Raw genomic sequence first — 12794 nt, 5'->3', positions numbered from 1 at the left:
ACCCCCCATGGAGATCACGTTGCATCTGTCCCCACGACGCGCCGTGGCGGCGAGGATGGCGGAGATCGGCCCCGGTGATCCGCGCCGACGAGAGCCTCAGCGTCGCATCCTGGCCGCGATGGGACGACAGGGACGGCGCCTATACGATCAACGAACGGAAGGGCACCCACCAGGCACCCGACCACCGTGACATCAAGTGTCTCCAAGAAAGGATGGGCGCGGAATTGAAGATCGCAGTCGATGACCTCTCCGGTCCGGAGATCGCCGGATTCCTTGACGAGCACGTCCAGGAGATGCGGTCCATCACTCCGCTGGAGAGCAAGCACGCCCTCGACCTGGAGAGCCTGCGCAGGCCCGAGATCACGTTCTGGTCGGTCATGGACGGTGACAGCCTGGTCGGCTGCGGCGCGATCAAGAGGCTGGACGCGGACCACGCGGAGGTCAAGTCGATGCGCACCAGGCCGACGCGCAAGCGGAGCGGAATCGCGTCCCTCCTTCTGGAGCACATCGTCACCGAGGCCAAGCGCATGGGATTCACCAGGCTGAGCCTCGAGACCGGGGCGGCCGAGTTCTTCCTGCCGGCCCGGAAGCTGTACGAGAAGTTCGGGTTCGAGTACTGCGACCCGTTCGCGGACTACAAACCCGACCCGAACAGCGCGTTCATGACAAGAGTGCTCTGAGGACCTGTACGGCCCGTCAACCACCTCAACGCCGCCGTGAGAACGTTCAGCCTTCTCGGGTGGTGAACAGCTCCTGGATCCCGGCGCTGCCGCCTTGCTGGAGCCAGGAGGAGAAGTCCAGCAGGCCGGGGTGGCGTTGGCGCAGCGCCGCGATGTCGGCCCGCCACAGGCCTCGCCCGTCGGCGAAGGCGCGTGCGGTGTCCTCGCCCAATCCGGCGCTCTCGATGGCGACCTGCCGATAGGTGATCTCGCGGCCGATGCTCCGGCTGATGAGCTCCACGGCCTGGAGAGATGTCAGTTCGTCGCCGGCGAGCTCGACGGCCTGCCCGAGGTAGTCGTCCGGGTGGGCGAAGGCGAGGGCGGCGAAGGCGCCGATGTCGGTGACCGCGATGAGTTGCACCGGCGTGTCGGGGGCGAAGAGGTGGACGAGCTCGTGTCCGTCGATCCCGCCGAGGGGCAGGCCGGGAATGGCGTGGTTCTCCATGAACCGGACGGGCCGCAGGATCGTGGCGGGCAGGCCGAGCTTCTGGATGTGCTGCTCGATGCGCCATTTGCTCTCCCAGTACGGGATGCCGGTCCCGCGTTCCGCACCGCCGACCGAGGCGAACACCAGGTGCGAGACGCCGGCCGCGACGACGGCGTCGGCCAGGGCGATGCCGCGCCGGACCTCGCGGTCGGAGTCCTCGTCGTCGGGCGTGACACCGAAGACCCCGTACGCACCGGTTGCGGCCCTGGCCAGCGAGCCGGGGTCGTCAAGGTTCCCGATGTGCAGCTGGGCCCCCGCCGCCGCGAGCGCCTGGGCGGCGGGGGCGGCGGGGTCGCGGACCAGGGCTCGTACCGGCCGGCCGGCCGCCAGCAGGTGGGTGACGGCCGCGCCGCCCTGGCGGCCCGTGGCGCCGATCACGAGGACGGGCCTGTCCATGGTGTTCATCGGGATCCTTTCCTGGGCCCGGATGAGGGCCGATAAGCTGAGACTGCCTCAAGAAATATATTGAGACAGTCTCGATTTAGCAACCGAGGAAGACACCGTATGGCAAGCACCGACAGGCCAGGCCGGCGCCCCATGCGCGCCGATGCGCGCCGCAACTACGAACGGCTGCTCGCCGAGGCGGCGAACGCATTCGCCGAGCATGGCGTGGACGCCTCACTGGAGGACGTCGCCCGGCGCGCCGGCGTCGCGAACGGCACCCTGTATGCCCACTTCCCCACCCGGCAGGCCCTGCTGGAGACGCTGATGCGCGACCGCATGGAGGCGCTGTCCGGCACCGGCCGTGACCTGCTCGAGCAGACGTCCCCCGACCAGGCCCTGGTCGCCTGGACAAGGACGGCGATCGCGCACACCGCCACCTATCGGGGCCTCGCCGCGTCGCTGATGCACGCCATCGAGGATGAGACGTCCGAGCTGCACGCCGCATGCCGGTCGGTGCTCAGCGCGGGCGAGCAGCTCCTGGATCGCGCGCGGGCCTCGGGCGCGATACGCGCCGACGTCACGGCATCGGACCTGTACGCCCTGATCAACGCGGTGGCCTGGGCCGGAGAGCAGACCTCCGCCGCCCAGGGCGAGCGCCTGCTCACCTTCGCTCTGGACGGACTGCGCTCACCGAGCAGTAGCCGCGGCTGAGGCCGATCGGAGGGCCTGGCGCAGCGTTGTGGAACGAATGGCCGACCGGCGCCGTTCTGTGAATCCGGGCACCGGCCAGGGGTGCCCATGACGAGCATGTCGTTGGCCGCCGACCCACCGTCGGGACGCACCTTGTCGCCGTGGCGGCGCGGGAGCGTGTGGGTGTACGCGGGGTGGTTGGGCGACTGTGGCATGCCCGCGTAGAACGGGCGGCCCAGGTCGTACACGGTCACGCCGCCGCGTACCGCCTCCAACAGGGGTCGCGTACCGTCCCTCCCGGCGAGGTGGCCAGGGTGGTGGATGTGCTCACGTCGTCTCGTCTCTCCCGATGTCCGTCTGTCCCTGCGATCGACGCGTCACCGCGCCGTCGCGGATCAGGCGATGATCTTTCGTTCTCGTAGGTCGCCCAGGGTCGCGGGGTCACAGCCCAGCTCCTCGACGAGCACACGGTCCGTGTCGGCTCCCAGGTCACGGCCGGTGAACCGGATCCGGCCCGGTGTCCGCGACATCCGCCACATCACGTTGTGCATCAGCACGGAGCCGAGGTCGGCGTCGTCGACGGAGGTGAGCATCCCGGTCTCGCGGACGTGGGGATCCTCCACGAGGTCCCGGGCGTCGTAGACCGGGGCGACCGCGGCGCCCGCCGCGGTGAACTCCGCGACGACCTCCTCCCGGGTGCGCTCGGCGACCCAGTCGCCGAGCAGCCGGTCCAGCAGTTCCACGTGCCGGACCCGGCCCGCGCCGGTGGCGAACCAGGGCTCGTCGATCACCTCGGGGTGCCCGACCAGGCGCATCACCCGCTCGGCGATCGTCTGGGCACTGGTCGAGACCGCCACCCAGTGGCCGTCGGAGGTGAGATAGGTGTTGCGCGGCGCGTTGTTGGTGGAACGGTTGCCGTGCCGGTGCGCGATGGTCCCGAGCTGCTGGTAGACGGTCGGCGAGGGGCCGACGGCCGTCATGATGGGCTCCAGCAGGCTCATGTCGACGACCTGACCGCGCTTTTCCGGGTCACGCTCGCGGTCCCACAGCGCCATCATCGTCGCCGACGAGGCCGCGATGCCGCAGATGCTGTCGGCCAGCCCGAAGGCGGGCAGCGTGGGCGGTCCCTCGGCCTCGCCGGTCAGGTGGGCGAAGCCGCTCATCGCCTCGGCGAGCGTGCCGAATCCGGCCCGCCCCGCGTACGGCCCCGTCTGCCCGAAGCCGGTGATCCTGACGATGACCAGCCCGGGGTTGACCTCGTGCAGCCTGTCGGGGCCCAGCCCCCAGCGCTCCAGGGTGCCCGGCCGGAAGTTCTCGATGAGCACGTCGGTGCGTTCCATCAGCCGCAGGAAGAGCGAGGCCCCCTCGGGCGCGGACAGGCTGAGCCCGATCGTCTGCTTGTTTCGGGAGATCTCCTTCCACCACAGCGGGACACCGTCCTTGGACTCGCCGTGGCCGCGCATGCCGTCGCCCGCCGTCGGATGCTCGATCTTCACCACCTCGGCGCCGAAGTCGCCGAGGATCTGGGCGCACAGCGGCCCGGCCAGAATCGTCGAGGCGTCGACGACCCGCAGGCCCTCCAGTGGTCCGTCGCGCATGCTCACTCCCAGGTCAGAAAAGGTTTCGTCGATGTTCTTCCGGACGGGCGTCACCCGATGTCCCCCTGTTCCGGCCTGTTGTGCGAAAGCCGAGGTCGGCCGAGATGTCGGCGGCCGCGGTGGCCACCCACTCCCCCAGCAGTTCTCTGCGGCTGCGAATGAACATGTCCTGCGCCCCGCACAGTGACACCGATCCGACGACCTGCCCGGTCGCGCCGCGGAAGGCCGCCGCCACACTCGTCGCCCCCGACTGCCGCTCGCCGAAGCCGACCGCGTAGCCGAGGGTGCGGAAACGAAGCCCGCACCATCCGAGCGGTCAGCTCAGGTACACCCTGATCAGCCCGCGGCTCCAGCGATATCCGGACTCCTCGCTCGATCGGCGAACAGAGCGATCGTGGCAGCCTCGACTGTCCGTCATCAGCGGTTTGCGGATTTCCCAACGGAGTCCCTCAGGAGGGGGGCGTTGACTGGCGGACCGTCGAGCCGCGGCGCTCCTTGCGGATGTGCAGTTGGGCGGGGACCCGGGTGCGCAGCTCGGCGACGTGGCTGACGATGCCGACCGCGCGGCCGTTGTCGCGCAGGCCGTCGAGGATGTCGAGCACCCCGTCGAGGGTGTCCTCGTCCAGGGTGCCGAAGCCCTCGTCGACGAAGAGCGTGCCGATGTCGACTCCCCCGGCCTCGGCGGTGACCACGTCGGCCAGGCCGAGGGCCAGGGCCAGGGAGGTGATGAAGCTCTCGCCGCCCGACAGGGTCGCCGGGTCGCGGCCGACGCCGGTCCAGCTGTCCAGGATGTGCAGGCCGAGCCCGCCGCCGGACCTGCTCCGGTCGCCGGCGGAGCGGTCGCGGTTGTGCTCCAGCAGGTAGCGCCCGCCCGACATGTGGTCGAGCCGCTCGTTGGCCGAGGCGACCACCTGGCTGAGGCGCTCGCCGAGCACGTACGAGGAGAGCCGCATCCTCCACCGGTTGTCGGCGGAGTTCCCACCGGTCAGGGCGGCGAGCCGGTCGGCCAGGCGGTGCTGCTCGTCGGCGGGCCGCCAGCGTTCCAGGCAGGCGGCCAGCTCGGTGCGGAGGGCGGCCAGCCGGGCCAGCCGGCCCTCGGCCTGGCTCCGCTCGGAGAGCAGGCGGGCATGGGCGGCGTCGGCCGCGTCCCGCGCCTCGCGCAGGCCCAAGAGGTCGGGTTCCGGCTCGGCGGCGGCGGCGACCAGCTCGGGGTCGGCGAGCATCGCGGCGACCGCGGCGCTCTCCGTGGCGAGCTCGTGGAGACGGGCGGCCTTCTCCTCCCGGTCGGCGGGAGAGCGTACGGCCGCGCGGGCGTCGTCCAGCCCGAGGAAGCCCGCCTCGACGACGGCGCTCAGCGCCCGGTCGCGGGCGGTCACCAGCTCGGCGGCGCTGACCCGCTCGTCCCTGACCGCCTCGACGGCCTCCCTGAGCAGTTCCGCCTCGTCGGCCAGCCGGTCCAGCCTGACGGTCAGCGTCGGGTCCTGGCCGCGTGCCTCGTCGATGCGCCCGGCCAGCCGCTCGGCGTCGGCGCCGAGCCTTTCGACGTCCGTACGGCGGGCCGCCAGGTCGACGGCGAGTTCGCGCGAGCGTTCCCGGAGCCGCTCGGACTCGGCGGCGATCCCGGCCGCCTCCGCCGCCAGCGCCGACTCGGCCTCGGCCGACTCCCGGAGCGCGGCCAGCACCCCCTCCGCCTCGGCGAGCTCGCCCGTGGCGTCGGATACGGCCAGGTCGGTCCGGGCGCTCGCCTCCCGGTGGGCCGCGGTGACCTCGACGGCGTGGACGGCGGCGGCCAGGGCCGCGGAGAGACGCTCGGCCTCCACCGCCAGGCGGTCGCGGCGGGCCTGGACCGTGAGGTCGTCGCCCCGGGCCCCGTCCAGGCGGGCGGTCAGGCGCTCACGCTCGGCCTGCCATCCCGCCAGGCGGGCATGGCCTTCGGCGAGCCGCCGGGTGATCTCCTCGATCCGGGTTCTCGCGCCGTCCAGCTCGGCGGCGATCCGCTCCACCTCGGCGGCGAGGACGTCCTCGGCACCTGCCGTAGAGGTCAGCGCCTCCAGTTCCCGTTCGGCCTCGGCGAGGGTCTCCCCCGCCCGTTCCCCGGTCTCCTCCCCCGCGACGGCGAGGACCTCGTCGAGGCGGGAGAGCAGCACCGTGACCGTGGTCTCCGCGCCCCGGCGCCGTTCCTGGGCCGCCTCGTAGGCGCCCTGGGCCGCGCGCTCGTCCTCGGCGGTGTGCGCCTCGTCGGCCGGGGCGGCGGGAGCGGGGTGGTCGGGCGAACCGCACACCGCGCAGGGGTCGCCAGGGGTGAGCTTGGCGGCGAGCTCGGCGGCCATGCCCTCGATCCTGGACCGCTGGATGTCCTGGTAGCGGTCGCGGAGCGTCTGCGCGAGGTCGGTGGTCTCGACCTGAGCGGCGCGCGCGACCTCCAGCTCGGCGCTGAACGCCTCGCGGCGCCGTACCGCGGTGAGCACCGCGGTGGCGGCCTCGGCACGCGCCCGCGCAGCCGGAATTCCCGCCCCGGCGGCCCTGGCCTCGTTCAGCCGTACGGCCGCCTCCGCCGCCTCGGCGGGCAGCCCCTCCCGGCGCTCGCGGACCTCGGCCTCCTGCCGGGCCGCCTCCGCGAGCTCACCGTCAAGTGCGGCGATCAGCCCGTCGAGTTCGGCCAGCCGGGCCTCCTCGACCCGCAACCCCTCCAGCCCGGCCAGCTGTCGCCCGCACTCCCTCTCCCGGGCGGCGAGGACCTCACGGATCTCACCGGGTTCGACGGACGGGCCGGCGCCCTCGCGACGGGTCCCGAGCACGTCATGGGCCTCGCCCGGAAGCGTGTCACCGCTCCCGGCGGGAAGCCCAGCTCCGAGCGGGTCGTGGGCTTCGGGAGTGGCGAAGGCGTCGCGGATCCCTGGCGGGAGAGCGGCAAGCCCGGCGGCGAGGTCGGCGCGGGCCGCGGCCAGGCCGGCGGCGAGGCGGTCGCGCTGCTCGGCCGCCCGAAGGCGGGTGGCGGCGCCCTCGACCGCCGACTCGGCGGCGGGGATGCGGGCGGCGTCCAGACGGGCGGCGGTGAGACGCTCGTCCACCTCCCGCCGGAGCTCGGGGATGGCCTTCAGGCGGGAGTCGGCCACGGCCTGCGCGGCGGCCAGCTCGACGATCTCGCGAGCGGTCCGCTCCCGCTCCTGGACGATCTCCGCCAGGCGTGACTCCTCCGCGCGCAGCTCGCCCAAGCGGGTGATCTCGCTCCGGCGATCGCGTTCCAGCTCGACCAGGTGGCCGAGCAGGGCGTGACGGCGGTCCGCGTCGGCGTCCGCCCGGTCCCGGGCGTCGTCGCAGAGCGCGTCGGTACCCGTACGGTCGTGGACGACGTCGGAGGTGGCATCGAGGAGCGGGAGTGCGCGGGCGACGGCGTCGGCGGCCAGGCTTCGAGCCTTGGTCGCAGCCTCGGCGCGCTGCTCGGCGCCCTGGATCAGCGGCAGCACCCGGTCGGCGGTCGCCGCCTCCTCCAGGAGGGTCTCCAGGTCCGCCCGTTCCTCGGCGGTCTCCTCCAGCGCCCGGCTCCTGGTCAGCGCCTCGGCGTGGCGGCGGCGCCGGTCGGCCAGCGCGGTGCCACGTTCCAGGCTCTCGCGCGCCTGCCGTACGGCGGCCTCGCTACCAAGGCCCACACCGCTCAGCCGCGTGACCTCCCGTGCCGCGAGTTCCTCGACCGCGTGGGCCCATCCCAGTGGGTCATCCTCCACCGAGACCTCCGCCGAGACCTCCGCCGTGGCCTCCGCCGAGGTCTCGGCCAGCGCGGCCGAGAGCGCGGACCCCGCGGCTTCCTCAAGGCGTTTCACCGCGAAGTCGACCTCCTTGCGGAGGGCCTGCTGCTCGCGGAACGCCTCGGTGCGCCGGTCGACGAGCCAGGACTCGGCGGTGGCGTAGACCTTCACCGAGAAGAGGCGCTCCAGGACCTTGCGCCGGTCCTCTCCGTCCGCACGGAGGAACTTCGCGAAATCCCCCTGGGGCAACATCGCGACCTGGAGGAACTGCTCGGCGTTCATGCCGAGCAGGGTGCCGATGAACTCCCCCGCCTCGTCGACCCGGTTGGTCAGCCCCACCCACTCCCCCGAGGGGGCGAACTCCTGGAGCAGTGCCTTCTCGTTCTCCCTGGTCGTGCCGGTGCCCCTGAGCTTGGGGCGCTGCCAGCCGGGCGACCGGGTGATCTTCAGCCGGCGCCCCCTGATCGTGACCTCCAGTGCCACGCTGGGCCCACGTCCCGGGGGCGCGTGGTCGCAGCGCAGGCTCTTGGCGCTGTCGCGCCTGCCCGGAACCCTGCCGTACAGGGCGTAGCAGAGCGCGTCGAGCACCGTGGTCTTGCCCGCCCCCGTGGGGCCGTGGATCAGGAAGAGCCCCGCCTCGGCGAGGGCGTCGAAGTCGACCTGCTCCTCACCGGGGAAGGAGCCGAAGGCGGTGATCCACAGACGGTGCGGGCGCATCTACGCCATCGCCTCCTTCGCGCGGGAGGCCTCGACGGCCCTGTGCAGCAGTTCGGTCTCGGCGGGGTCGGCGGCCTCGCCGCGCACCTCGCGGACGAAGTCGAGGGCGACCTCGATCTCGGGGCGCCCGGCCACCCTGGGCCGGGTGACGGTCTCACCGACCCCGCCCTCGGGTTCGAAGGACAGCGCGAGCGTGTGCGGGAAGCGGGACCTGAGCCGCTCCATCGCGCCCTTGGGCCGGATCCGGTCGACGAGCGTCACCTGGAGCCAGTGGTCCTCGTGGCGGGCGTGCTCGGGTGCGGCCAGCAGGTCGTCGATGCGGCCGGTGAGCCGGCTGACCGGCCTGGGCACCGGAGCCTCGGCGAACTCCGCGCGCTCGTACCCGCCGGGGCCGATGTCGACCAGCCAGGACCCCTTCACCTGGCCGGCCTCGGAGAAGGAGTAGGCGATCGGGGAGCCGGAGTAGCGGACGGTCTCGCTCATCCGCTGGCGACCGTGCAGATGGCCGAGCGCCACGTAGTCGACACCGTCGAAGGCGGACACCGGGACGTGCGCGACGCCTCCCACGCTGATGTCGCGCTCGCTGTCACTGCCCCGTCCCCCGGTCACGAACGCGTGGGCGAGGACCACCGCCCGAGGTCCGCGCCGGGTGAGGTCGGCGCGGATCAGGGACATGGCGTGCCCGATCGCGGCGGTGTGGGTGCGCTCGGGCAGCTCCCAGGGGGCGCGCACCAGTTCGGGCTCCAGATAGGGGATGCCGTAGAAGGCGACGCCGTCGACGACGACCGGCTCGCCGACCCGCTCGGGGTCGGTGCGCAGGTGGACGCCTGCCGCGTCGATGAGGTGCGCGCCGAAGCCGAGACGGCGTGCCGAGTCGTGGTTACCGCTGATCAGCACGGTGCGCGCCCCGGTGTCGACCAGTCGCCGCAGCGCCTGGTTGCACAACTCGACCGCGTCGACCGAGGGCAGCGCCCGGTCGTAGACGTCACCGGAGACCGCGACCACGTCGATCCGCTCCGATCTGACGGTCTCGATCAGGTGGTCGACGAAGGCACCCTGGGCGGCCAGGAGACTCTCCCGGTGGAACGAGCGGCCCAGGTGCCAGTCCGATGTGTGCAGCACCCGCATGTCGCACGAAGCTAACAGGACTCAGCGACAAATGTGGCCACTCACATCACTCGGATCGCCCGTCCCGCTCAGGGTTTTCGTCCATGAGTACGCTTGAAGATCGGAGGGAACGATACCGGGAAACGACGATCACGGAGGCGAGTGACGATCGGGGATCGGATCGGTAACCAGGCCGGCCGTGGCGTTCTGAGCGTCGCCTCCGGCCTGATCCTCGTGGTTCTCGCGACGGTTGGCTACACCCTGCCGCCGCCGTTCGACCCGACCCCGCTGCGCGCCGATCCGGTCTTCCAGACCCTTCCTCCCCAGCCGCCGGACGAGGTCAGGCCGGTCGCCGCGACCAGGCAGATCACCACGCAGGACGTCACCGTCACGGCCGAGGACGGTACACCGCTCGAGGCGACGATCCGCGCGCCGGTCGCCCCCGGACGCCACCCGGCGCTGGTCTTCGTGCAGGGGGCCGGGCCCGGGGTCAGGGGAGAGTTCACGACCCAGGCCGAGTGGCTGGCCAGGGCCGGGATCGTCACCCTCGTCTACGACAAGCGGACCGTGGGCTACGACTTTCGCAACCGTGACTTCGGCCTGCTCGCCCGCGACGCCCTGCTCGTTCTGGAGGAGCTGCTCGTCCGCGACGACGTCGACCCGGCCAGAGCGGGGCTCTGGGGGGTGAGCGAGGGCAGCTGGGTGGTGCCCATCGCCGCCACCAGGAGCAGCGCCGTCGGGTTCACCGTGCTGGTGTCGGCACCCAACGTCTCCCCCATGCGGCAGGTGACCTGGGCACTGGGCGAGCAGCTCGAACGGCTGTACGCGCCCAGCGGGGTACGCGAGCTGCTCACCCGCGCCATGGGCGCCGTCGACATGAACTTCCTGCGCTACGACGGCCTGCCCGCGCTGCGCGGGATGCGGCAACCGGTCCTGGCCCTGTACGGCACGCGCGATCCCTCGATCCCGTTCGTGGAGAGCAGCATGGCGTTGACCGGCGCGCTCGCCGAGGGCGGCAACAGCGACTACACCATCCGCTACCTCGACCGCGCCGACCACGGCATGCGCGTGCACGGCGGCCCGTTCGCGCCCGGCTACCTGCAGACGCTGGCCAACTGGGTCCTGGGCCTGCCCGGCACGGCCAGACCCGCGGTGCGCATCGCCGGCGCCACGCCGATCCAGCGCCTGGAGGCCAGCGACGTTCCCGCGGCTCCCTGGTACGCCGGGGGGACCGTCATCGGGCTGACGCTCTGCCTGGCCGCGGTCGGCTACGTGGTCGGCCCGGTGGCCGAGATGGTGGTGCGGCTCCGCGGCCGGTCACCCGCCGCGGAGGCCAACGCCCGGATCTGGCCGCCGGTCCGGCGGCGGTTCCGCCGGATGGCGTGGACCGGGGCCGGGCTGCTCGTCTCGGTGGTGGCGTTCATCACGCTGCTCGTGCTGTTCTCGGTCAACCAGGCCGGGGCGTGGCCCGCGGTGCTCACCGGGTGGCTGGTCATCAGGATCCTGGCGCTGCTGATGCTGCTGCAGGAGGTCACGGGCGTGGCGGCCGTCGTCGCGGGGTTGCGGGAGGGCTGGGAGCCCTCCCGTCCGCAGAGTTTCGCGATCGCCGGGGTGCTCGGCGGCACCGCCCTGCTCCTGGTGGCCGCGGCCTACTACGGCCTGTTCGCCTTCCCCTGGTGATGTCCTGATCGCCGGCGCGGCATCTCTCGCATCCTGACCCGCCGGCGAGACCCGGAAGGTCAGGGACGGTCGAAATCACAGGATAAAGCCTCGTCAGCTTCCCGAGTTGTTCACCGACTTGTCGCCCGCGACCTGGTTTCGCCCCCCTACCATCTCCCTGCGGCGGTCAAGTCCGAGTCGAGCGCAAGGAAACGGGGAGCAATTGCGGGACAGATCAAAGCCGCCCGGCGTCGGTGCGGTCATCGGCTGGACGGCGCTGGCCGCCATCGCCCCGGGCGCCGCGCATCTGCGCGCCGGATGGCGAAGGACCGGGCTGGCGCTGCTGTGCGCGTACGCGGCGCTGCTGCTGGCCCTGCTCTGGGTCGCGCTCACCTCCGACCTCGGTGACCTCGCCGGGCAGTTGGTCTCCTCCTCCTGGCTGACCGGCGTCACGGTGGTCTCCCTGGCGCTCGGCGTCGCCTGGTTCGTCCTGGTCGTGCACTCGTTCGTGGTGATGAACCCCGGCACGCTGCCCGGTGCCGGGCAGGCGGTCGCCGGGGTCCTGGCGGGAACGCTCGCGGTGGCCGTACTGCTGCCGTTCGGCCTCCTCGGGCAGTACGCGGCGGTCTCGCAGTCGGCACTGGACGACGTCTTCAGTGCCCCGTCCACTTCACGCCCCACCGGCGGCGGGGGTGGCGAGGACGACCCGTGGGCGAGCCGCGACCGGGTGAACATCCTGCTGCTCGGCGGGGACTCCGACACCCACCGGGTGGGCGTGCGGACCGACAGCATCAACGTGGCCAGCGTGGACGTCAAAACCGGCAACACCGTGCTGCTGAGCCTGCCGCGCAACCTGGAGAACGTCCGCTTCGTCCCCGGCTCCCCCATGGCGAGGCGCTTCCCCGACGGATTCAGGCTCCCGGCCAACCCGGACGGCTCGCGCGAGGACCTGCTCTTCGCCGTCTGGGAGTACGCCGACGCGCACCCGGAGATCTTCGGGGGCCGCAAGAAGCAGGGAGCGAAGACGCTCATCGACACGGTCGGCTACACGCTGGGCCTGAAGATCGACTGGTATGCCCTGGCCAACATGTGGGGCTTCGCCCGGCTGATCGACGCGATCGGCGGGGTGACGGTGACCGTGCCCCAGGACGTGGTCTTCGGCAAGTACGACGAGGGCCTGGTCAAGGCGGGTACCCGCAAGCTGCGCGGCGCCGACGCGATGTGGTTCGCCCGCTCGCGCACCAACAGCGACGACTACACCCGGATGGGGCGCCAGCGGTGCGTGCTGGGCGCCCTGCTCTCCCAGGCGGACCCGGCGACCGTGCTGTCGCGGTTCAATCAGGTCGCGCTGGCCACCAAGGAACTGCTGCGGACCGATATCCCTCGCCCGATGCTGGAGCACCTGGTCCCGCTGGCGCTGAAGGTCAAGAACGCGAAGGTGACCAGCGTCCAGTTCGTCCCGCCGCTGATCAACACCGGCTACCCCGACTGGAGCAAGATCCGCACGGTCACCGCGAAGGCCCTGCACTCCTCGGCCGTCACCAGGCGTCCCCTCACCGCCACCGCGGCCCCCACGGCCACCCCCCAGGCCACGACCTCCCGCACGCCCCTCCCCAGGGCGAGCACCACGGCGAAGCCGGACCCGACCGCTCCCAAGGGCATCACCGAAGGCTGCGGCTGAGCAGGG

General features: G+C 72.2%; 9 protein-coding genes. 4 read left to right on the top strand and 5 right to left on the bottom strand.

From position 1 onward, the window contains the following. Positions 1-224 precede the first annotated feature (224 nt). Complete coding sequence (locus tag ABT061_RS14305) at positions 225-680, top strand: GNAT family N-acetyltransferase (RefSeq protein WP_350916447.1); 456 nt, start codon at positions 225-227, stop codon at positions 678-680. 46 nt (positions 681-726) lie between these two features. Here ABT061_RS14305 and ABT061_RS14300 read toward each other — a convergent pair whose 3' ends face one another. Continuing rightward, on the bottom strand, positions 727-1611 hold the full coding sequence (locus ABT061_RS14300; protein ID WP_350916444.1) for an NmrA/HSCARG family protein: 885 nt from the start codon (positions 1609-1611) through the stop codon (positions 727-729). A gap of 99 nt (positions 1612-1710) precedes the next feature. On the opposite strand from ABT061_RS14300, the gene ABT061_RS14295 reads away from it, so the two are divergent. Next, positions 1711-2301 (top strand): TetR/AcrR family transcriptional regulator, encoded by a 591-nt coding sequence (locus tag ABT061_RS14295; RefSeq protein WP_350916442.1) that lies wholly within the window; start codon positions 1711-1713, stop codon positions 2299-2301. 374 nt (positions 2302-2675) lie between these two features. On the opposite strand, the gene ABT061_RS14290 is transcribed toward ABT061_RS14295, so the two are convergent. From ABT061_RS14290 to ABT061_RS14275, 4 genes are all read right to left on the bottom strand, one after another. Next, positions 2676-3878 (bottom strand): CaiB/BaiF CoA transferase family protein, encoded by a 1203-nt coding sequence (locus ABT061_RS14290; protein ID WP_350916440.1) that lies wholly within the window; start codon positions 3876-3878, stop codon positions 2676-2678. Between the two features lie 13 nt (positions 3879-3891). After that, a complete protein-coding gene (locus tag ABT061_RS14285; RefSeq protein WP_350916437.1) occupies positions 3892-4113 on the bottom strand; it encodes an IclR family transcriptional regulator in 222 nt (73 codons plus the stop codon). Between the two features lie 214 nt (positions 4114-4327). Beyond that, positions 4328-8341 (bottom strand): AAA family ATPase, encoded by a 4014-nt coding sequence (locus ABT061_RS14280; RefSeq protein WP_350916434.1) that lies wholly within the window; start codon positions 8339-8341, stop codon positions 4328-4330. Next, entirely contained in the window at positions 8342-9469 is a 1128-nt protein-coding gene (locus ABT061_RS14275; RefSeq protein ID WP_350916431.1) for an exonuclease SbcCD subunit D, read from the bottom strand. 141 nt (positions 9470-9610) lie between these two features. Between ABT061_RS14275 and ABT061_RS14270 the strand changes: the two genes are divergently transcribed. Both ABT061_RS14270 and ABT061_RS14265 read left to right on the top strand, forming a co-directional pair. Further along, positions 9611-11128 carry an alpha/beta hydrolase family protein gene (locus ABT061_RS14270; RefSeq protein ID WP_350916428.1) on the top strand — a complete coding sequence of 506 codons (1518 nt, stop codon included), beginning with the start codon at positions 9611-9613 and terminating at the stop codon, positions 11126-11128. Between the two features lie 202 nt (positions 11129-11330). Then, complete coding sequence (locus ABT061_RS14265; RefSeq protein WP_350916425.1) at positions 11331-12788, top strand: LCP family protein; 1458 nt, start codon at positions 11331-11333, stop codon at positions 12786-12788. Positions 12789-12794: the final 6 nt, after the last annotated feature.

The organism is Streptosporangium sp. NPDC002544, assembly GCF_040295965.1.
GTDB lineage: Bacteria > Actinomycetota > Actinomycetes > Streptosporangiales > Streptosporangiaceae > Streptosporangium.
Note: the sequence above shows the minus strand (reverse complement) of the source record. Positions and strands in the feature narration are given on the sequence as shown.

What these genes read in the sequence shown, in the direction of transcription:
- ABT061_RS14300 (WP_350916444.1), bottom strand. Translation starts at nt 1,611, where the DNA reads ATGAACACCATGGACAGGCCCGTCCTCGTGATCGGCGCCACGGGCCGC.
- ABT061_RS14295 (WP_350916442.1), top strand. Translation starts at nt 1,711, where the DNA reads ATGGCAAGCACCGACAGGCCAGGCCGGCGCCCCATGCGCGCCGATGCG.
- ABT061_RS14290 (WP_350916440.1), bottom strand. Translation starts at nt 3,878, where the DNA reads ATGCGCGACGGACCACTGGAGGGCCTGCGGGTCGTCGACGCCTCGACG.
- ABT061_RS14280 (WP_350916434.1), bottom strand. Translation starts at nt 8,341, where the DNA reads ATGCGCCCGCACCGTCTGTGGATCACCGCCTTCGGCTCCTTCCCCGGT.
- ABT061_RS14275 (WP_350916431.1), bottom strand. Translation starts at nt 9,469, where the DNA reads ATGCGGGTGCTGCACACATCGGACTGGCACCTGGGCCGCTCGTTCCAC.